Here is a 20,498-nt window from a genome sequence, read left to right as displayed (position 1 = left end):
ACAGGTCAAAGGAGTTAGTAATATGACCACGCTTCTTGTGGCTGAACATTCAAATTCTGCATTGAACGAAGCAACCGCTAAAGCGCTGACTGCAGCTGCTGAAATGGGCGGCGACGTTCACATCCTCGTTGCTGGTAAAGACTGTGGCGCAGCAGCTGAAGCTGCTTCCAAACTGTCCGGCGTCGCTAAAGTTCTCGTCGCTGACGATGCAGCTTACGAACACCAGCTTGCTGAACCAGTTGGTGATCTGATTGTTGCTCTCGCAGGTGATTACGACGCCATCGTTTCTGCTGCGACAACCAACGGTAAGAACACTCTGCCACGCGTTGCTGCAAAGCTCGACGTTATGCAGATCTCTGACATCATCGCTGTTGAATCTGCGGACACTTTCAAGCGTCCAATCTACGCAGGCAACGCAATCCAGACCGTACAATCTGCAGATGCAAAGAAGGTTCTGACTGTTCGTACAGCATCCTTCGCAGCAACTGCTGAAGGTGGTTCCGCACCAGTTGAAGCTGCCGCAGCTTCTGCTGATCCGGCAATCTCCTCCTTCGTTGGTGAAGAAATCGCTGCTTCCGATCGTCCTGAACTGGCTGGCGCTAAGATCATCATCTCCGGTGGTCGTGCTCTCGGTTCTGAAGAGAAATTCAACGAAGTCATCACCCCAGTTGCTGACAAGCTTGGCGCAGCAATCGGCGCATCCCGCGCTGCTGTTGATGCTGGCTATGCACCAAACGATTGGCAGGTTGGTCAGACTGGTAAGGTTGTGGCACCTGATCTTTACATTGCCTGTGGCATCTCCGGTGCAATTCAGCACCTTGCAGGTATGAAAGATTCCAAGATCATCGTCGCGATCAACAAAGACGAAGAAGCACCAATCTTCCAGGTTGCTGATTATGGACTGGTCGCAGACTTGTTCGAGGCTCTTCCTGAACTGGAAAAAGCCCTCTAATCATATTTGATTAGCTTTTCAGGAACCCCGGGATGTTAATATTTCATTCTGGGGTTCTTGCTGTTTGAAGCAAGACTTGCGATGTATGTTGTTACGAGAACGTCAAAGCACGTTTAGAGAGTGCTTGTAAGAATTTGGATCTGACAATGGTGGTCGAAGTAAAGAAAGTCGGTGTAATTGGCGCCGGTCAAATGGGCAATGGCATCGCACACGTTAGTGCTTTGGCTGGTTATGATGTAATCCTTCACGATATCGATCAGGATCGTATCGACAATGGTCTTGCCAGCATCAACGGCAATATGGCCCGTCAGATCTCTAAGGGTACCATCACCGAAGAAGAGCGTGACCTTGCTCTTACCCGCATCAAAACCTCTGAAGATGTCTCCGCTCTCGGCGATGCAGACCTCGTGGTTGAAGCGGTGAGCGAGAACGAACAGATCAAGCGCAAGGTTTACCAGAGCGTTTGTCCGGTTCTGAAACCAGATGCTATCCTTGGTTCAAACACCTCTTCCATTTCCATCACACGTCTTGCATCCGCAACAGACCGTCCGGAAAAGTTCATCGGCATTCACTTCATGAACCCGGTTCCAGTGATGGAACTCGTCGAACTCGTGCGTGGTATTGCAACTAGCGATGAAACCTTTGAAATTTCCAAGGGCTATACCCTTGGCCTGAACAAGACCATTGCGGTTTCAGAAGACTTCCCAGCATTCATGGTGAACCGTATTCTGCTGCCAATGATCAACGAAGCAATCTACACCCTCTATGAAGGTGTTGGCTCTGTTGAAGCAATCGACACTGCAATGCGTCTGGGTGCAAATCACCCAATGGGTCCACTTCAGCTGGCTGACTTTATTGGCCTCGACACCTGCCTCTCCATCATGCAGGTGCTCTACGAAGGCCTGGCAGACACCAAATACCGCCCATGCCCGCTTCTGGTGAAGTACGTTGAGGCTGGTTGGCTCGGTCGCAAAACCCAGCGTGGTTTCTACGACTACCGCGGTGAAGTGCCGGTCCCAACCCGCTAAGAGCACACAACAGAAACACAAAAGCCCGCCAAATGAGCGGGCTTTTTTATTAGGTCAAATCAGTCGTTTATTTAAACGTACCGCTGAACCCACCAATAGAAAGTGGATTGTCCATCATCGCAGTCTGGTCCGGCGTATCTGCAGCCACACCACCGGTGAAGGCATCAAACATCTTCTTCACAAAGCCTTCAGACAAGCCCTTGGTGATGAACACAAGACGCGTCCTCTGATCCGCATCAGGCCACTCAGCAAGCCGTGCTGGCGGATGAAACACGTGCTGCACCCCATGGATCACCAGAGGCTGCTCCGGATGCTCTACGGTCTTTATAATCCCCTTAACGCGCAACAACTTAGGGCCATGCGCCGAACGAAGCAGATCCAGAAACATCTCCAGCGCCGCGTTCGAAACAGCACGATCCGTTTCCAGCGTAAACGCACGCACATCCTTACCATGGCGGTTCGGATCATGATGGTGGTCATGATCGTGCCCGTCACCATGATGATGGTGATGACCGTGAGAGCTATGCTCTTCCTTATAAGCCTCTTCTTTCAACCACTTCTGCACATCAGGGATCTTGGTCTCAGGATTGTAAAGACCACAATTGATGAGGGCTGCTGCAGTCGCAGATCCGTCTTGCGCATTCAGCACAGTTGCACCCGGATTCAGATGCTTCAGCTCTGCCATCAGCCCGTCAGACGGCTCTTCCAAATCAGTCTTAGTCAGAACAATACGATCCGCAACAGCAACCTGCTTCACCGCCTCTTCGTGAGAGTGAATGGTATCAAGACCATTGACCGAATCCACAAGCGTCACCACTCCATCAAGGCGATATCGCATAACGAGATAAGGATGTAGCATCACAGTATGAAGCACGGGTGCAGGATCAGCCAGACCGGTGGTTTCAATAATCACACGGTCGATCTTTTTCATCCGGCCATTATCAATACGGCGCAAGATATCTTCCAGCGTGTTGATCAGATCACCACGAATAGTGCAGCACAAACAACCGGATGAGAGCTCGATAATGCCATCATCAATGGTGTCGACCAGCAGATGATCCAGTCCAATCTCACCAAACTCATTAATGATAACAGCAGTATTCTCCAGAACTGGCTCTTTGAGAATGCGGTTAAGAAGCGTTGTTTTGCCTGCTCCCAAAAAACCGGTAATGACGCTCATCGGGATTGGTGTTGGCGGACTCCGCCTCTCTTGGGTACTAGCCATAATTCTGCACTGCCTGTAGCTACGGTTACTGCGTTTTACCGAAGACAGGCGTATTAGCATAGAGCCCACCCGGGCTGCCAAACAAATCTCGTTTAGAGCTGGACTTTAATGGCTGCAGCGAAGCCCCCTTACCCACTGGCACATTGAGAACAGGCTGTTGAATACCGCCAATTGGCTGTCTCTCCAAACTCCCCCTTGATCCTGGCTTTGGTGTCGGCATCGGCACTGCATTGCCCATTTTCTTAAGCGCAACAACAGGATGCTCATTACCAACACGAACGGTCACCGGTTCATAGGACTTCAGCTGAGGCCCCAAGATCTCTTCAAAAACCAAACCCCAGTTCACCTTCTTTTTGGAAAGGCGAATGGATTTTCCTTTCGGACTCGCGCTGCCAGCGTCCGCATAAGCCATCATGCTTGCAGAACCACGATTACTGCCAAATCGATCCACCAACTGCTGAGCCGTCGGTTTGGCGTTACGCTTGCAGTACCTATCTTTAGGCGGGACCTGTTTGCCGCTCCCCCTGAAGACTCCAATGTTCGTTCCAACGGTCTTCTTAAAACCGGCATCAATCAGCTTCTTGGCAAAAGCAGACCGTTCCAGACTGGAAGCAGCCCCTAAAACAATCGCAATAACAGTCCTGCCATTCCGCGTGGCCGAGGTCGCAACATTGAAGCCGGAGTTACAGATATAGCCGGTTTTCATACCGTTCGCGCCAGCTGTACGCAGCAGAAAATCTCTGTTCCCAGACCGAAACGTTCTGCGACCAAAGCGAATTCCTGGATGGCTCATGTAAGAGCGATACTGCGGAAACTTGTTCCAAAGCTCTCGCGCAAGAATAGCCATATCTCGCGCAGTGGTAACCTGACGATTGTCCGGCAAGCCATGCGGATTCACAAAGTTGGTGTGCGACATGCCCATACGGCGCGCATTAGCATTCATCATGGTAATGAAGTTTTCTTCAGTCCCCCCAACCCGCTCAGCCACAGCGACGGCAATATCATTGGCAGACTTCACGAGGATCATCTTCAACGCATTATCAAGCGTGATTGTAGTCCCTACTTTAAAGCCCATCTTACTCGGCGGCTGATTGAGTGCATTTTGAGAGACCATCACCATATCGCTCATCGCCATATCCCCTCGGGAGATATGCTGAAAAGCCACATAAGCGGTCATCATTTTGGTGAGAGAAGCAGGATACCAGCGATCAAAAGCAGCATTATGATCAAGCACTTGACCATTATCAGCATCCATCAGCAACCAGGCAGCGATATCAGCACGAGCCGTTGAGAGCAATGAGCCCAGAGCTACCGCGAAAACAGCAAAAAATCGAACCTTCTGCGCAATCCAATAAACTGAAAAATTCACGATATTGTCGCTCCACGCCTACCATTATCTGCAGCAAGCACCCTTTGCATCGCTGACGCCAATAGCTTCGTTGTCAGTTTAATTCCATGAACAGCCCAAGCTATCGATGGGCAACACCGTAACGGTAAACAATAAAAACTATGTCACCAGACACCGGGAATAGAATTAGGTGTCTCTCCTGAAATATTGGGGGTGACATTATCAGCTAAAGACCGCCATTTCCAAACATTTCAGAGGAGTTTCTTCTGATGGTTATTTTATAAAATCAGGCTATCAAAGAGACACTGTAGCAATCACCCCTTCAGTTGTGAGGGGTAACTTATGCAGAGCGCAAGGAAAGCCATAACTTTCAGCCTAACTGTCAATCAACTATCCAGATTAACTGCTTCTCCGTTCAAATCATCCGCTCTTATCCTCAAGTCTCAAACAACAAGGCTTCCCTTTTCGTCAAAGCCCGCCGATGATCAGGGAAATGAGGAGGATTTCATGTACAAAGTTATCGGACACCCGCAATCAAGAACCATGCGGGTTTTGTGGCTCTTGGAGGAGCTGGATCTGCCTTACGAGGTCGTTCCAAGTAAACCGCACCATGAAAATGTTTATGCCGTAAATCCTTCAGGCAAAATTCCTGCCCTGATCGTCGGCGATGAAATCATTTACGATTCAACCGCCATTTGCACATATCTGGCAGACAAGCATGCAAACCTCTCCTTCCCAGCTGGAACTCTGGAACGCGCTCAGCAAGACAGTTTCACAAACTTTGCACTGGATGAGATGGATTCAATCCTCTGGATGGCTGCAAAACACTCATTCATTCACCCAGAAGATCAGCGTGTTCCCGACATCAAACCAGCCTGTCGTTTCGAATGGGCAAGGTCGATGAAATACCTGGAAGCACGCCTGAATGGAAACACATGGGCGATGAGAGATACCTTCACCATTGCCGACATCATCATTGGACATTGCGCATTCTGGGCCAAAGTTTCCAAATTCGAGTGGCCTGAAGGCGCAGTAAGCGACTATTTTTCAAGAGTTTTGGCCCGACCCGCTCTGGCAAAAGCCAACGAAAAGGCACTAGCTCAACTCTGATGATCGTAAAACAGAGGGTGGAGCTCACCACCCTCTCCCAAAGCATTCAAAGGCTAATTCATTTCACCTGCCCTTGATGCCTCCCAATATTTTCAATACATTTCCCAGATAAGAAATACTAAATCATGTGCACACCATATCTTATACAGGGTGTATTGATATGATTGAAGGAATTTACTTACCGGGTGTGCTTGCCGCTGGAATCGCCTCATATATTTTCGGTTCTATTTGGTACTATGTACTTTCATACTCATGGATGAAAGCTGTCGGCATCTCTGAAGAAGACGTTCAGATGTCGCCGTCTACCTACGTCGTCACATTTCTCTGCGAAATGATCATGGCCTTCGTACTGGCCGGAATTCTCGTTTATTCAGGATCTGTCACCATCATCAGCGGCATCACTGCAGCCATCGTGATTTGGGGCGGGTTTGTTCTGACTGGCCTTATCGTCAATCACAAGTTTCAACGCGCTTCATGGATGCTGACCTTTATTGACGCTGGCCATTGGCTTGGCGTTCTCATGGTTCAAGGCGCTGTTTACGCTCTGATTTCCGGATAAAACAACACTTCGACCAATCGCCTATTGCTGAATTTTCGTAGGTCAAACGAACCTAGAGAGAACGGGACCTACGAAAGTTCGAAGCATAAACGCTAGACGCCCCAACGGCAGCTGCCCATAATACGCCACAGGAGTTGGGTATGTGATTACCCGTGGAGGAAATGGGGAGATTGACCATGACTGGTGATGTGTATCCAGTACCGGCTGAGATTGCCGAAAACGCCCTGCTCAACAACGAGCAGTACTTGGAGATGTACAACAAGTCCGTTGAAGACCCCGACGGATTCTGGGGAGAACACGGAAAGCGGATTGATTGGATCAAGCCCTACAAAACCGTCAAAAACACCTCCTACGACTATCACAATGTTTCCATCAAATGGTTTGAAGACGGCACGCTGAACGTAGCAGCAAACTGTATTGACCGTCATCTGGCAGAACGCGGCGATCAGCCTGCAATCATCTGGGAGGGTGATGAGCCGGATCAAAGCAAAACCATCACCTATAAGCAGCTTTCTGAAGCCGTAAACCGCTTCGCAAACGTCTTGCTGGCCAATGGCGTCAAAAAAGGTGATCGCGTCACCGTCTACATGCCAATGATCCCTGAAGCAGCCTACGCAATGCTCGCCTGTGCCCGTATCGGCGCCGTGCATTCCGTTGTGTTTGGCGGCTTCTCACCAGACAGCCTCGCAGGCCGTATTGAAGACTGTTCCTCTCGCTTCGTGATCACCGCAGATGAAGGCGTTCGCGGTGGCAGAACCGTGCCGCTTAAAGAAAACACCGACCGCGCGATCGAGAAATGCGGCAACGTCGACAAAGTGTTCGTCGTGAAACGCACCGGTGGCAACATCAACATGACTGAAGGCCGTGACCTTTGGTACCACGATGAGATCGAGAAAGTCTCCGCAGACTGCCCACCAGCAGAAATGAATGCTGAAGACCCACTCTTCATCCTCTATACTTCTGGCTCCACAGGTCAGCCAAAAGGCGTCATGCATACCTCAGGCGGTTACCTTGTCTACGCATCCATGACACATCAGTACGTCTTCGACTATCATCCAGGCGAAGTCTACTGGTGTACAGCGGACGTCGGCTGGGTCACAGGCCACAGCTACATCCTCTACGGCCCACTCGCAAACGGCGCCACAACGCTGATGTTTGAAGGTGTGCCAACCTACCCAACCGCAGGACGCTTCTGGGAAGTTTGTGACAAGCATAACGTCAACATCTTCTACACTGCCCCAACTGCCATTCGCGCACTGATGGGTGCAGGCGATGAGCACGTCACCAATACATCCCGCAAATCACTCCGCATTCTTGGCTCCGTCGGTGAACCAATCAATCCGGAAGCATGGATGTGGTACCACAACGTGGTTGGCGAACAGCGCTGCCCAATCGTGGACACATGGTGGCAGACAGAAACCGGCGGCATCCTGATCACGCCACTGCCGGGCGCAACAGATCTCAAACCAGGCTCTGCAACCCGCCCATTCTTTGGCATCCAGCCTGCAATCGTTGATGCAGAAGGCAACTTCCAGGAAGGCGCCACTGAGGGCAACCTCGTCATCACAGACAGCTGGCCGGGCCAGATGCGCACGGTTTACGGAGACCACGAGCGCTTCGTGCAGACCTACTTCGCAACCTATAAAGGCCTGTACTTCACTGGTGATGGCTGCCGCCGTGACGAAGACGGTTATTACTGGATCACAGGCCGCGTGGATGACGTAATCAACGTTTCCGGCCACCGCATGGGCACAGCAGAAGTTGAAAGCGCTCTCGTCGCCCACCCAGACGTCTCAGAAGCAGCTGTAGTGGGTTACCCACACGACGTGAAGGGTCAGGGCATCTATGCTTATGTAACCCTCATGGAAGGCCTTGAACCTTCTGAAGAACTGAAGAAGAAACTGGTGAAGCATGTGCGCGCCGAGATCGGACCAATTGCATCCCCTGACCTCATTCAGTTCGCCCCTGGCCTGCCGAAGACCCGCAGCGGCAAAATCATGCGCCGCATCCTCCGCAAAATCGCAGAGGACAGCTTCGAAAACCTCGGCGACACCTCAACCCTCGCCGATCCAACCGTAGTAGGCGACCTAATCGACAACCGCCAAAACCGGGCTGAAACGGTATAGGTTAGATTAGTCAAATGATGAACTGAAGACACAAAACCCCGCCGATTTGGCGGGGTTTTTCGTTGCTGATGAGCATTAAATTTACTGAGACAAATAAATACTTTTAATATCGTTCGCGATACTGGAAAACGCCTGAATTAGAGCAGATTGATTGGTTGCATGGTAAAATGTCTCAGAATTAGATGCACATTCCTCCATGATTTTCTTACCTTTGTAATCGCTCCCAAAGAATACAGTATAAATCACGATATCTTCTTTTTTCATATTCTTACATAAGTTGGAAGCAGTCTTAAAAGGTACACCACTCAAACTTGAGCTGTAATCATACTCCCATTTAACTTTACTTGCTATTTTCTTATGATCATCGGCATCTAACTTGCCGCTATCCATAGGATCTTGCGAGTTCTGCACATCACTTTTGTTTTTGATTAACTTCTTATGTTCTGCATCTGCCTTGGAGTAATCAGCAGCATAGTATGCATTAAAAGAACCATCAGTCATCAAAACAGCATACTTTCTGACGCCGTTATTGTCATAAAAGTCCGGCTTGCTTTCAGTAGGCCAGAAACCTCTCCACTCGGGAGATAAAGTATACCATCCCCACGCAATGCCTATTTGACCGGCAGTTGCACTACTCGCTCTAAGCGCATTGATCGAACTCTCAATTTTCGTTCGGTCATTTGTCAAAGGAACCATTTGAGCATTAGGGCACCAGCTATAATTGGTCCCAATATAGTCGACACGCTCATCATCATCTTCGTCTTCGTAATCGTGGTTTTCACCGCTATAAGCTAGATCACGCACACGAGCATGAACACAACCGTACTGACTTTTTTCGAACGTTGCTTTTCTTGCCAAAGTTTTATCAAGCTTTACGCCCACATTGTAAGGCACATACGATATTCGAACCCGACTTTGTAATCGCGTATTGTCGTCTGGCAATAACGTATTCAGCATATCCTTGGAAGCAGTTTTAAGACTTCCTATAGAACCTGACATTGACCCAGTAACATCAACAACGACAGCTACTTCAACCTTTGTTTTTGGGAAGCGAGCCGTAGAACTACTGGTGACTGTTAACTCACCAAAATCGCCAGATTCAGAGTTCAATAGCTTTAGAACGGGCAAGAAGCTTGTTTTCACTGTTGCTGTTGCCGTTGCAGCTACTGTATCTCCTTTAGGATCATATGTAACAACCGGCTTGGTATGTACTACATCGCCACCAACTGAGTTTTTAAGGTTCTCTTCAAAGTACTGATCAATCAGACTATCAACTGTATTCGAACTCAGTTCTGTAGTTGAAAGTTTGTTTGCCACTGCAAGAACAGCTGCATCCAAAGCCTGGTTAACTGCCCTTCGGGTGTTGAACCCCAAACCAAAGTCAATTGCCATTCCAGCAAAAACGATAAGCAGCACCATGAGAAATGCTACAAGCACTGCAACCACTCCATCTTCGGAACGATTGAACTTCTTGAATAGATCGGAGAATTGCTTGAAGTAACCCATCGTGATGCCCACCATCGACGCCCATGTAATTATGCCTAGCATAATCTAAGGGAGGTATCGCGGGTATTAATCACTCAACTTTATCGAAAGTTTTGAGGCAGATGGCTAACAAAACATTAACCGCAATCACGGCTCCAGTTCGCTGTCCCAGTAAAGGAAATCCAGCCAGCTTTCGTGGAGGTAGTTTGGCGGGAAGAGGCGACCGTTGTTATGCAAGTCGTGAACGCGTGGGATGAACGGCATTTGCATGGGACGCATGTTCATTTCCTGCCAGGATTTATTTGCTTTTCGCAAGTTACAGGGCGAACAAGCTGTTATGACGTTACCCCATGTCGTCAGCCCCCCTTTACTACGCGGAATAAGGTGATCAAACGTCAGATCTCTCTCAGAACCGCAATACTGGCACTGAAACTTATCTCTCAGGAACACGTTAAACCGCGTAAAGGCCGGGTTTCTCTCAGTTTCAACAAATGACTTGAGTGCCACAACACTTGGAAGCTGGAACTCGAAGCTTGGGCTGCGGACAACCTGATCATACTCTGAAACGATATTCACCCGATCCAAAAACACAGCCTTCACCGCCTCCTGCCATCCCCAGAGTGACAGGGGATAGTAAGAGAGAGGTCGATAATCTGCATTCAATACAAGCGCCGGGAAAGCGCCTTCTGAAACGACTGCGTTCACAACATTCTCCGGAGTTTCGTCTGGCTTAGAGTACCAAACGGAAATCATCTTGAGATGCTGTGATATTGTAGGCCCCAAATGACAGCTATGTGAAGTCTGACACTGCCTCTTACCCTAAGGAAATCAAAACACGGCACCTAGCCGCTCAGACAGATCATAACCAAATCAGCGTCTTAGCTCGGCAAACTCCATCAGGCTGCAACCGATCCTGCAAATAAAAAAAGCGGGAATAGTCGCCTACTCCCGCTTCTCTTTGAATTCTTAGCAGTGATTACTTCCAGTCACGCACATCAACAAAGTGACCTGCGATCGCCGCTGCGGCAGCCATGCCTGGAGAAACGAGGTGCGTACGGCCCTTGAAGCCCTGACGGCCTTCGAAGTTACGGTTGGATGTAGAAGCACAACGCTCACCCGGCTTCAGCTTGTCAGCATTCATCGCCAGACACATGGAGCAGCCCGGCTCACGCCATTCAAAGCCTGCGTCCTTGAAGATCTCATCCAGACCTTCCGCTTCCGCCTGCGCTTTCACCAGACCGGAACCCGGAACAATCATTGCGCTCACGGTGTCAGCAACCTTCTTGCCCTTAACAACCGCTGCTGCTTCGCGCAGGTCTTCGATGCGGCCATTGGTACAGGAGCCAACAAACACACGATCAATCTTGATATCGGTGATCTTCTGACCCGCTTCAACGCCCATGTACTCAAGAGCACGCTCTTTGGAAGCACGACGGGTTTCGTCTTCAATGTCAGCTGGGTTAGGAACAACACCAGTCACTGAAGCAACGTCTTCAGGAGAAGAACCCCAAGTCACGATTGGAGGCAGGTTCGCTGCATCCAGAACGATTTCCTTATCGAACTCAGCATTCTCATCAGTGAACAGAGTTTCCCAGTAAGAAACAGCCTGCTCCCATGCAGCGCCTTTTGGAGACTTCGGACGCCCCTTCAGGTACTCGTAGGTCTTCTCGTCCGGAGCAATCAGACCAGCGCGTGCGCCAGCTTCGATAGACATGTTACAAACGGTCATACGACCTTCCATGGAAAGGCCACGGATTGCTTCACCAGCATATTCGATGACGTAGCCAGTACCACCAGCTGTGCCCAGTTCACCGATGATCGCCAGAACGATATCCTTCGCGGTAACACCTTCAGGCAGCTGACCATTTACGGTCACACGCAGGTTTTTCGCCTTCTTCTGGATCAGCGTCTGAGTTGCCAGAACGTGCTCCACCTCAGAAGTACCGATACCGTGTGCCAGAGAACCGAATGCACCGTGTGTAGACGTATGACTGTCACCACAAACGATGGTCATGCCTGGCAGTGTAAAGCCCTGCTCCGGGCCAACGATGTGCACAACGCCCTGACGTTGGTCGAGCTCGGAGTAGTACTCAACGCCAAACTCAGCAGCATTGTCTGCCAGCGTCTGAACCTGCAGCGCGCTCTCAGGATCATCAATGCCCTTGGAACGGTCAGTGGTTGGAACATTGTGGTCAACAACAGCCAGCGTACGCTTAGGGTGACGAACCTGACGGCCAGCCATGCGCAAGCCTTCAAACGCCTGCGGGCTTGTAACTTCGTGTACCAGGTGGCGGTCAATGTAAAGCAGGCAAGTTCCGTCTTCTTGCGTGCTGACCACGTGGTGGTCCCAGATCTTATCATAAAGAGTTTTGGCCTGCGACATTGCGCTTGTCTCCTGGAAACGACTAATCCTTGTTTTTCTCGCAGTTCTGATCGCACCTACCAAGCGCTCAAGATCCGAGAAAACAGGATCATTCACTTTTTACCTGCAGCTCTCTGCGGCCGCATAAATCTTGAAAATGCAAAGGCGTCACAACAGAAGCCCCCGCTATACTGGCTCTATTAATCCTCTCAGATCGCCAAAATATCAAGCTTCTTTGCCTTGAGATTCTCTCAAGACCAGGAGGTAATCATAGCAAATTGAAGGCCTTCAAAGGGTCCGCTACATCGCCGCAATACATTGCGATTTAAGCATATATTTCTATGAGCAAAAGTTCAGGTGGGCACATAAATCGAATGGGAAGTCCGGAACATCCCAAACCGCTACTCACAATGAGAGTGCTTCCATTTTCCTCAAAAGCGCCCTTCGCGTACTTCCGGTCCAGACGCGATGGTATTGTCAAAGCACCAATAAACGGCAAGCGAACCTGCCCCCCATGCGTATGGCCGCTCAATGTCAAATCTACGGATTTCTTAGCTTCAAGGAAGATATCCGGCTCATGAGCCAGCAAAAACCTCGGGGCCATGTCATCTTCAACCTGACTTAAGGCCACCTCAAGATCATCACGTCGGCCTTTGCCATGCAGCTGGCAGGCTTCTCCATACTGATCATCCAGTCCGATAATCCAGACATGGGAGTTCCCACGTGTCGACACGCGCTGTGCCTTATTCTCAAGAACAGTCACACCGGAGGCTTCCAGCGCCTCTCTGGCTTCTTCACCACCTTCCAGCCAATCATGATTGCCCAGCACACCAAACACGCCCAGAGGGGCCTTTAAATGCTCCATAGGCTGTGCCCAGTCAGTAGCTGCAGCCAACGGTTTTGCAAAAGGAGGGTGCATAGCGGTGTGAAAATCACCCAAAAGCGTAATGAGATCAGGCTCCAGACTGTTCGCACGCTCAACGATGCGCTTAATTCGCTCTGGCCGCATCCATGGCCAGCAGGCATGTAGGTCAGTCAGCACAACAACCCGCAGAGGTTTCTGGCCAAGAGCATCAGGAGAGACAACAACTTTATGCCGCGAGATTTTGGGAGGGAGCCAAGGTTCAACGAAAACGGCATAGATACCGAGTAACACGACGAAAAGGATGATGAGTGCAATCACCATTCTGTTTCAAATCCCCTGCTCAGCCATCAACCAAAACCAGCTTAACTCATGTAGATTAATTGTATTCTGACAGGCACCTCGCCTGCCTCCCCAAAAACTACGTGAAGTTCTCTGCAGGCAGTTGGTGGAAGACTATTAGAAACACCAATAGCACCACATGGCATCCCATGCAGTGGTGGAGCTGGAGTTCCCGAGTTAATCGGGATGAGCAAGGCGGCAGGCAATACCTGCGCTACTTATTGAAACTAATTCTTCGGCATTAGCTACTCGCCTTGCCCGGACGTTTTTGCAGGAGGCTAAAGCCAAGCTCCAAAAGACACTTGGAAGCGTTGCAGCTGTTGGAAAGCCTCAACGCTCAGTGTTGGCGCCCGTTGGTTTGGCCGGACATCCGCTATCCCTCAACACTGTTGGCGAAAGGGGAACCTCCACGGACCCGCCTGAAGATGCGTTAAGTCTTCAGATAGCCCCGCCCTGCCCACACCGTACCAACGGACGCTCCGGCAGCTGCCCGAATGTGCAGGCATGGCTTAAGTATGGGCATGGTTTCGAGCGACGGGGATAAGTTTTTTGCGACCCGCCACCATTGCCCTCTGTGTCATCCCGGCCATCGAGCCGGGATCCATACCCCCTAGCCTTGCTAATTAACTGAGGCCTCAGCCAATCACTGGTATTGGGGTTATGGATCCCGGGTCTACGCAGCGCTTCGCCCGGGATGACACCGCAAGCGACTGAACCCAAGACCAATCAAACAACAAAACCCAAGAGCAACAGAGCAAAAAGATCCAGCCCAAAACGCAAAAAACCCCGCCGATTTCTCAGCGGGGTTTTTGAAACCAGTAAGGTCCGAGAGTAAATCTTACTCTTCAGCACCTTTAGCTTCAGCAGCCTTTTCAGCAGCTTTTGCAGCTTTTGCTTCAGCAGCAGCAGCACGAGCTTCTTCGTTAAGGCGCTTTGCGCGTACGTTGGTTGCTTCAACGATACGTGCGGATTTACCGCGACGCTCACGCAGATAGTAAAGCTTCGCACGACGGACTTTACCGCGACGTACAACTTCCACACCTTCAACCATTGGGCTGTAGATTGGGAATACACGCTCTACACCTTCGCCGTAAGAGATCTTACGAACGGTGAAGCTTTCGTTGATGCCGCCGCCGGAGCGTGCGATGCAAACGCCTTCATAAGCCTGCACACGAGTACGAGTACCTTCAGTAACGCGTACGAGAACACGTACGGTGTCACCTGGAGAGAACTCAGGAAGCGTACGCTTCTCTTCGATGCGCGCCATTTCTTCGGCGTTGAGCTGCTCAATGATATTCATGGCAGTTTCTTCCATTATACAATTGGTCAGAGCGTCCCTAATGGTCCAGCCACCGGTACGTATTCACCAAACCTTGGCATTATGCCGGGAAGTGAAGTGGAACTAAGACCCTAACGGTAAACGTCAGACAGAATCCACTCCAGTCGGCGCGGGTTTAGCCGATTTTTCTATGTTTGTCATGAAAAAAGTGTAGAAAACAGCCTATCCACGGCTATTTTTTAAGTATTCCTGCCAGAGGTCTGGGCGACGTTCTTCAGTAATCTTTTCAGAGATCTCCAAACGCCACTGATCAATCAGTTTATGATTGCCGCTTTTAAGAACAGCAGGAATCTCTCGGCCCTCAAAATCTACCGGGCGCGTGTAATGCGGATGTTCCAATAAGCCATTCTCAAAGCTTTCGGTTTCACCGCTCTCTTTATTGCCCATCACACCTGGGATCAGGCGCACAATACTGTCCAGAACCACATGTGCAGCAACTTCACCGCCAGAAAGGATGTAGTCGCCAATGGAAACTTCTTCGAGCTGACGGCCTTCAATCACACGCTCGTCCACACCCTCAAAGCGACCGCAGACGATAATGACACCCGGTCCATCAGCCAACTCTCGCGCTTTTGCCTGAGTAAACGGCTTGCCACGTGGGCTCATGAGCAGACGTGGACGGGTATCACCCTCTTCCGTCACATCATCTATCGCTTTGCCAAGAATATCTGGACGCAGAACCATGCCGGCTCCGCCGCCTGCCGGTGTATCATCAACGGAGCGATGTTTATCGGTGGCATAGTCACGAATGTTCTTCGCATCCAGAGACCAATCCCCACGCTCCATCGCACGCCCGGACATGCTCATACCCAGATTTCCCGGAAACATCTCAGGGTACAACGTCAAAATGGATGCACGAAAGCTCATGGTGGTCCTGTTTTATTGGTTGTCTCGACACGTTTGCATTAACGCAAGTCTGCTCTGAAAAAAAGCTCGTCAATAAAAATGACTTCAAAAACAACCAATCCAACTCCGACCACAAATGAAATAACGGTCAATTTACGTAACCACTTAAGACGTAATCGAAATATATCATCAGATGGTGCTTTGATGAGGCGATAGATTGCAAACCCAAATAGTATAAACGCCGCCCAAATTGCAACGGATTTGAGAAACTCAAAGATAGCAATCAATACCCACCTCAGCACTCACAACCTAAGCTGCGTACTCCCCAATCAGAAATACTACACCTACCCCAGCTGCAATAATCGCTAATGCATAGACCCAAAAACGAAAGGCCGAGCGGAGAGAAAACATCAACTCTTCCCTGCTCTTAGCTGCAAAAAGGCGAATAAAAAACACGCCACTCATAAGTAAGAAAAAGGCCGCGACGAAGAACCCAAGCGTGATCAATAGATTAAGCATTACCTGACCTAAACTACATGAGTATACGGTCAATGATGCTAAGGCGCAGGCATTAGGTCAACTGGGTAAAAAAGAGACTTAGCTCTTTGCTTGCAGATCTTGTTCTGAACCGTCTTCCGGCTCTTTCTCACCTTCCTCGTAAAAGCCTTCTGGAGCATGAACTTCCACGAAGCCTTCTTCAAGGTTGATGACAGGAACAACTGCTTTGGTGAACGGGAACAGAAGAGATTTGCCACTCTTAGGTGCGATTTCGATGAGATCGCCAGCACCAAAGTCCAGAAGAGCCAGAACTGTACCAATCTGCTCTTTGTTCTCATCAAGTGCCTTCAGGCCGATAAGGTCAGAGTGGTAGAATTCATCCTCATCTTCCGTTTCAGGAAGACGCTCGCGAGGAATGTAAAGCTTCAACCCATTCAGAGCTTCAGCTTCGTTGCGGTCATTCACGCCTTCAAACTTGGTCACCACCACGTTTTTCTGCACGCGTGCCCGCTTCACTTTAAATTTGCGACTGCCGTCTTCGCTTTCCAGCTTGCCGTAATCGCCAAAAGAAAGCGGGTCATCACCAAATGGTTTGACCCGCACTTCTCCACGTATGCCGTGAGCAGCCCCGATCTGAGCCATTAGAATGCGGTCTTCAGGCTTGTTTGCCATAGCCGGCGTCTCCTTATCAGATCGGGTATGCTTATCTTATTCGGAAGCTTCTGCTGCTTCTGCCGCTGCTTCTTCAGCTGCTGCTTTTGCTTCAGCTTCTGCAGCAAGTTTCTCGTCAAGACGCTCCTGAGCTTTCTTGCCGAGTTTTGCTTTGTTAGGGTTGTTGCGTGGCTCACGCTTCAGCAGGCCAGCAGCGTCCAGGAAGCGGTGTACGCGGTCGGTTGGCTTCGCGCCGTGACCGAGCCAGTGCTTGATGCGCTCTTCGTTCAGCTCAACGCGGTTTTCAGCGTCTTTTGGCAGCATTGGGTTGTAGCGACCTACAACTTCAATGAAACGGCCGTCACGTGGGGAACGAACGTCTGCGATAACGATGCGGTAGAAAGGACGCTTTTTAGCACCACCGCGTGCCAGGCGAATTTTTGTAGCCATTGTTTAGTTACTCCTAGGTATTCAGTCTGTGCTGTGTTCAGCAGCAATAGCTTCATGATGCCGAATGACTTCCTTCACGATGAAGTTCAGGAACTTTTCAGCAAAGTCAGGATCAAGATTGGCTTCTGCCGCTAAGCGACGCAGACGCTCAATCTGAAGTTTTTCACGGGCCGGGTCAGCCGGTGGAAGACCATGGGTCGCTTTCAGCTCCCCAACAGCCTGTGTGCAGCGAAACCGTTCAGCCAACATGTGCACCAGAGCAGCGTCAATGTTGTCGATGCTGGAACGAAGTCCACCAAGGATCACCTTGGCTTCTTCTGTCTTATCGATCTCACTCAATTACTTTTTCCCCTTGCCAAGCCCTGGCAAACCAGGCGCTCCACCAAGACCGGGCAATTTAGGGCCGCCAGTACCTGGCAATCCCCCGGGAAGCCCACCACCCGGTAATCCTTTAGGCAATTCCATGCCACCTGGCAGCTGACCAGACTTAGCCATCTGCTCCAGCGCTTTAGGGTCAATGTTCGGCATTCCGCCGCCCATGCCTGGCATGCCGCCACCCATGGCGCCCATCATCTTGCCAAGCATACCCTTGCCTTTGCCCTTACCCATGGCCTTCATCATGTCGGCCATCTGGCGGTGCATTTTCAAAAGCTTATTAACTTCAGCAACCTGTACACCAGAACCTGCAGCAATACGCTTCTTGCGGCTTGCTTTCAGCAGATCCGGCTTCGCGCGTTCCTGCGCAGTCATGGAAGAGATGATCGCCATCTGGCGCTTGAACATGTTCTCATCAAGGTTGGCCGCAGCAAGCTGCTTCTTCATTTTGCCAACACCGGGAAGCATGCCCATCATGCCGGACATTCCGCCCATCTTTTCCATCTGCTTCAGCTGTTCAGAAAGATCGTTCAGGTCAAAGTGACCCTTCTGCATCTTCCGAGCCATCTCTGCGGCTTTTTCCGCATCAATCGCTTCAGCAGCCTTTTCAACGAGGGAGACAATGTCACCCATGCCGAGGATGCGATCAGCAATACGCTTTGGATGGAAGTCTTCAAGCGCGTCAGATTTTTCACCGGTACCAATCAGCTTGATCGGCTTGCCGGTCACAGCACGCATGGAAAGAGCCGCACCACCGCGACCATCACCATCCATACGGGTCAGCATGATACCTGTGATGGAGCAACGTTCATCAAAGCTCTTCGCCAGATTAACAGCGTCCTGACCAGTCAGAGCATCGGCAACAAGCAGAACTTCATGCGGGTTGGAAACAGCTTTAATCTGCTCCATCTCCACCATGAGAGGCTCATCAATGTGGCCGCGACCTGCGGTATCGAGCATGACAACGTCATAGCCGCCCAGCTTCGCTGCGTTCAGCGCGCGCTTGGCGATATCAACTGGCTGCTGCCCTTCAATGATAGGAAGTGTGTCGATTTCGTTCTGTTCACCCAGAACTTTCAGCTGCTCCTGCGCTGCCGGACGGCGCGTATCAAGAGAAGCCATCAAAACTTTGCGTTTGTCACGCTGTGTCAGACGACGTGCAATCTTGCCGGTTGCAGTGGTTTTACCTGCACCCTGCAGACCAACCATCATGATACAGACCGGAGCCGGGGCATTCAGGTCAATTGGATGAGATTCCTCACCCAGCATCTCCACCAGCTGGTCATGAACGATCTTGACGACCATCTGACCCGGCTTAATGGACTTAACAACCTCTGCACCAACAGCGCGATGCTTCACCTTATCGGTGAAAGAACGCACGATCGGCAACGCCACATCAGCCTCGATGAGCGCGCGGCGGACTTCGCGCAGCGCTTCACTAACATCGGATTCAGAAAGCGCACCACGTTTTGTGAGCTTATCTAGAATACCGCCTAGGCGATCTGACAGATTATCGAACATGTCGTTCCTTTAAAATCTCGTTTCGGCACAAGCACCTAAAGAAAACTCCTCGGTGCTGTACACTCGTTCCTCAATGAATTTGGTGTCACCGCAGTCAATTTGCCATGCCAAACCAAGTGCACATAGCAAAAAATCACCCGAGGGCGCATCGCGCTGTCGGGTGTTGACCTCTGGGATCTCTTTATACCTTTTCGGGTCCCAGTCAGTGGCTCCAGAATTCAAATCGAAGGAGTTAACTCGGGTATCTACGAGAAAGCAGGTGCCGAGTCAAGCAAAACTGCCATTTCCTAGAGATTGTATAAGCTTGGATAAAAAGGAAAACTGACAGACACACTCCGTTTCCGGTCAGGCTGGCACTCAATCAGCGAAAAAAGAGGCGATGTAACGATGCTGTTCCGAAATAAGTATCTGTTTTTGTTGTCTCTTATCATCCTGATCGCCGGGTTTCTGGTCTACTGGGCCAACACCTACATTTCTCCCTCCATAACCTTCAATCCAAGCGACATTGGTGAAGACCCGGAAGCCTACATCGCGCGGGTGGAAAGCCGGTTTAAAGATATTAAGCCGGGTCTGGAGAAGCAAATCATCTGGCAGAACCCGGATACCAAAGCAAAAACGGACTATGCCGTCGTCTACATTCACGGCTTCTCAGCCAGCAAAGACGAAATCAGACCTGTCCCGGATCTGGTCGCCAGCTCCATTCAGGCCAACCTTTACTACACACGCCTGCCCGGCCACGCTCGCACCCCGGCAGCAATGGGAGAGCCCGGAGTTGATGACTACTTCAATGCGCTGGCAGAAGCTCTGGCAATCGCAAAGGCCATTGGCAACAAAGTCATCATCATCAGCACCTCCTTTGGCGGCACATTATCCGCCTGGACAGATCTGACAGACCACGCTCTTAAGGAAGACATTGAAGCCATCGTGCTGGTCTCTCCGGTCTTTGAGCTGGCAGCGGCTGGAACCTCCCTGCTCACATATCCACTCGCAGAGTTCTATACGCCCATCATTGTGGGCAAGTACCGAGTTGCTGATCCCAATGCCAACTTTGAAGAAATCTACGCATGGACCAACGCCTACCCATCAACCGCCCTGCTTCCGCTGGCTGAAACAGTCAAACTGGTTGGCAGCCTGGATGCTGCAAACGCAACCATTCCCACTATGTTCATCTACGATATTCGCGATGAAACCTCATATGAGAAAGCCACAGCCAGATTCTTTGATAACTGGGGCGCCCCAAAGCATCGCCTTCTCATCACAGAATCTTCGGGCAACCATCATGTCATCGCAGGTGACATCACCAATCCCGAAAACAACCTGCTGGTTTCCAACGGTATCATCGAATGGCTGGGCTCTCTGGGCGTGCCAACCATCTACTCGCAGTAACACCTTCAAAGTGCTCTGATTTGATATTTCAAC

Annotated in this window: 18 protein-coding genes; 6 read left to right on the top strand and 12 right to left on the bottom strand. The window is 50.4% G+C overall.

Annotated elements, in window-relative coordinates:
• Positions 1–22 precede the first annotated feature (22 nt).
• Together AC3CB2_RS11315 and AC3CB2_RS11310 are read left to right on the top strand one after the other, a co-directional pair.
• Entirely contained in the window at positions 23–952 is a 930-nt protein-coding gene (locus AC3CB2_RS11315) for an electron transfer flavoprotein subunit alpha/FixB family protein (protein ID WP_008550538.1), read from the top strand.
• Positions 953–1,098: 146 nt separating this feature from the next.
• The gene (locus tag AC3CB2_RS11310; protein WP_037037379.1) at positions 1,099–1,980 is read left to right on the top strand and encodes a 3-hydroxybutyryl-CoA dehydrogenase; all 882 of its coding nucleotides are present in this window, start codon (positions 1,099–1,101) and stop codon (positions 1,978–1,980) included.
• Between the two features lie 67 nt (positions 1,981–2,047).
• Here AC3CB2_RS11310 and AC3CB2_RS11305 read toward each other — a convergent pair whose 3' ends face one another.
• Together AC3CB2_RS11305 and AC3CB2_RS11300 are read right to left on the bottom strand one after the other, a co-directional pair.
• Positions 2,048–3,205, bottom strand: coding sequence for a CobW family GTP-binding protein (locus AC3CB2_RS11305; RefSeq protein WP_488389880.1), 1,158 nt, complete (start codon positions 3,203–3,205; stop codon positions 2,048–2,050).
• A 25-nt stretch (positions 3,206–3,230) separates the two neighbouring features.
• Positions 3,231–4,574, bottom strand: a complete 1,344-nt coding sequence (locus tag AC3CB2_RS11300) for a D-alanyl-D-alanine carboxypeptidase family protein (RefSeq protein WP_352932167.1) — start codon at positions 4,572–4,574, stop codon at positions 3,231–3,233.
• 486 nt (positions 4,575–5,060) lie between these two features.
• Between AC3CB2_RS11300 and AC3CB2_RS11295 the strand changes: the two genes are divergently transcribed.
• The 3 genes from AC3CB2_RS11295 to acs all read left to right on the top strand — a co-directional run bounded on the left by AC3CB2_RS11295 (position 5,061) and on the right by acs (position 8,348).
• The gene (locus tag AC3CB2_RS11295) at positions 5,061–5,663 is read left to right on the top strand and encodes a glutathione S-transferase family protein (RefSeq protein WP_352932169.1); all 603 of its coding nucleotides are present in this window, start codon (positions 5,061–5,063) and stop codon (positions 5,661–5,663) included.
• Positions 5,664–5,823: 160 nt separating this feature from the next.
• A complete protein-coding gene (locus AC3CB2_RS11290) occupies positions 5,824–6,222 on the top strand; it encodes a DUF1761 domain-containing protein (RefSeq protein ID WP_083416806.1) in 399 nt (132 codons plus the stop codon).
• A gap of 176 nt (positions 6,223–6,398) precedes the next feature.
• Positions 6,399–8,348, top strand: a complete 1,950-nt coding sequence (gene acs, locus AC3CB2_RS11285; protein ID WP_352932171.1) for an acetate--CoA ligase — start codon at positions 6,399–6,401, stop codon at positions 8,346–8,348.
• Between the two features lie 81 nt (positions 8,349–8,429).
• Here acs and AC3CB2_RS11280 read toward each other — a convergent pair whose 3' ends face one another.
• The 10 genes from AC3CB2_RS11280 to ffh form a co-directional block, all read right to left on the bottom strand.
• Positions 8,430–9,854 carry a TadE/TadG family type IV pilus assembly protein gene (locus AC3CB2_RS11280; RefSeq protein WP_352932173.1) on the bottom strand — a complete coding sequence of 475 codons (1,425 nt, stop codon included), beginning with the start codon at positions 9,852–9,854 and terminating at the stop codon, positions 8,430–8,432.
• 126 nt (positions 9,855–9,980) lie between these two features.
• A complete protein-coding gene (locus tag AC3CB2_RS11275; protein WP_352932175.1) occupies positions 9,981–10,586 on the bottom strand; it encodes an HNH endonuclease in 606 nt (201 codons plus the stop codon).
• 223 nt (positions 10,587–10,809) lie between these two features.
• Positions 10,810–12,216 carry a 3-isopropylmalate dehydratase large subunit gene (gene leuC, locus AC3CB2_RS11270; protein WP_054785125.1) on the bottom strand — a complete coding sequence of 469 codons (1,407 nt, stop codon included), beginning with the start codon at positions 12,214–12,216 and terminating at the stop codon, positions 10,810–10,812.
• Positions 12,217–12,520: 304 nt separating this feature from the next.
• Entirely contained in the window at positions 12,521–13,381 is an 861-nt protein-coding gene (locus AC3CB2_RS11265; protein WP_352932177.1) for a metallophosphoesterase, read from the bottom strand.
• 856 nt (positions 13,382–14,237) lie between these two features.
• The gene (gene rplS / locus AC3CB2_RS11260) at positions 14,238–14,699 is read right to left on the bottom strand and encodes a 50S ribosomal protein L19 (RefSeq protein WP_041767793.1); all 462 of its coding nucleotides are present in this window, start codon (positions 14,697–14,699) and stop codon (positions 14,238–14,240) included.
• A 201-nt stretch (positions 14,700–14,900) separates the two neighbouring features.
• On the bottom strand, positions 14,901–15,605 hold the full coding sequence (trmD, locus tag AC3CB2_RS11255; RefSeq protein ID WP_054785123.1) for a tRNA (guanosine(37)-N1)-methyltransferase TrmD: 705 nt from the start codon (positions 15,603–15,605) through the stop codon (positions 14,901–14,903).
• A 576-nt stretch (positions 15,606–16,181) separates the two neighbouring features.
• Entirely contained in the window at positions 16,182–16,754 is a 573-nt protein-coding gene (gene rimM / locus AC3CB2_RS11250; RefSeq protein ID WP_352932179.1) for a ribosome maturation factor RimM, read from the bottom strand.
• Positions 16,755–16,790: 36 nt separating this feature from the next.
• Complete coding sequence (gene rpsP, locus AC3CB2_RS11245) at positions 16,791–17,183, bottom strand: 30S ribosomal protein S16 (protein WP_008550428.1); 393 nt, start codon at positions 17,181–17,183, stop codon at positions 16,791–16,793.
• A gap of 21 nt (positions 17,184–17,204) precedes the next feature.
• Positions 17,205–17,522, bottom strand: a complete 318-nt coding sequence (locus AC3CB2_RS11240) for a chorismate mutase (RefSeq protein WP_014283236.1) — start codon at positions 17,520–17,522, stop codon at positions 17,205–17,207.
• On the bottom strand, positions 17,523–19,079 hold the full coding sequence (gene ffh, locus AC3CB2_RS11235) for a signal recognition particle protein (protein ID WP_352932181.1): 1,557 nt from the start codon (positions 19,077–19,079) through the stop codon (positions 17,523–17,525).
• A gap of 387 nt (positions 19,080–19,466) precedes the next feature.
• Here ffh and AC3CB2_RS11230 point away from each other — a divergent pair, with 387 nt between their 5' ends.
• Positions 19,467–20,465, top strand: a complete 999-nt coding sequence (locus AC3CB2_RS11230) for an alpha/beta hydrolase (RefSeq protein ID WP_352932183.1) — start codon at positions 19,467–19,469, stop codon at positions 20,463–20,465.
• Positions 20,466–20,498: the final 33 nt, after the last annotated feature.

Source organism: Pseudovibrio sp. SCP20 (genome assembly GCF_057774105.1).
This window is presented reverse-complemented; position numbering and strand designations above follow the sequence as displayed.

Excerpts from the sequence above, each read along its gene's own strand:
- AC3CB2_RS11315 (WP_008550538.1), top strand. The coding sequence starts at position 23 with ATGACCACGCTTCTTGTGGCTGAACATTCAAATTCTGCATTGAACGAA.
- AC3CB2_RS11310 (WP_037037379.1), top strand. The coding sequence starts at position 1,099 with ATGGTGGTCGAAGTAAAGAAAGTCGGTGTAATTGGCGCCGGTCAAATG.
- AC3CB2_RS11305 (WP_488389880.1), bottom strand. The coding sequence starts at position 3,205 with ATGGCTAGTACCCAAGAGAGGCGGAGTCCGCCAACACCAATCCCGATG.
- AC3CB2_RS11295 (WP_352932169.1), top strand. The coding sequence starts at position 5,061 with ATGTACAAAGTTATCGGACACCCGCAATCAAGAACCATGCGGGTTTTG.
- AC3CB2_RS11290 (WP_083416806.1), top strand. The coding sequence starts at position 5,824 with ATGATTGAAGGAATTTACTTACCGGGTGTGCTTGCCGCTGGAATCGCC.
- acs (WP_352932171.1), top strand. The coding sequence starts at position 6,399 with ATGACTGGTGATGTGTATCCAGTACCGGCTGAGATTGCCGAAAACGCC.
- AC3CB2_RS11280 (WP_352932173.1), bottom strand. The coding sequence starts at position 9,854 with ATGGGTTACTTCAAGCAATTCTCCGATCTATTCAAGAAGTTCAATCGT.
- AC3CB2_RS11275 (WP_352932175.1), bottom strand. The coding sequence starts at position 10,586 with ATGATTTCCGTTTGGTACTCTAAGCCAGACGAAACTCCGGAGAATGTT.
- leuC (WP_054785125.1), bottom strand. The coding sequence starts at position 12,216 with ATGTCGCAGGCCAAAACTCTTTATGATAAGATCTGGGACCACCACGTG.
- AC3CB2_RS11265 (WP_352932177.1), bottom strand. The coding sequence starts at position 13,381 with ATGGTGATTGCACTCATCATCCTTTTCGTCGTGTTACTCGGTATCTAT.
- rplS (WP_041767793.1), bottom strand. The coding sequence starts at position 14,699 with ATGAATATCATTGAGCAGCTCAACGCCGAAGAAATGGCGCGCATCGAA.
- trmD (WP_054785123.1), bottom strand. The coding sequence starts at position 15,605 with ATGAGCTTTCGTGCATCCATTTTGACGTTGTACCCTGAGATGTTTCCG.
- rimM (WP_352932179.1), bottom strand. The coding sequence starts at position 16,754 with ATGGCAAACAAGCCTGAAGACCGCATTCTAATGGCTCAGATCGGGGCT.
- rpsP (WP_008550428.1), bottom strand. The coding sequence starts at position 17,183 with ATGGCTACAAAAATTCGCCTGGCACGCGGTGGTGCTAAAAAGCGTCCT.
- ffh (WP_352932181.1), bottom strand. The coding sequence starts at position 19,079 with ATGTTCGATAATCTGTCAGATCGCCTAGGCGGTATTCTAGATAAGCTC.
- AC3CB2_RS11230 (WP_352932183.1), top strand. The coding sequence starts at position 19,467 with ATGCTGTTCCGAAATAAGTATCTGTTTTTGTTGTCTCTTATCATCCTG.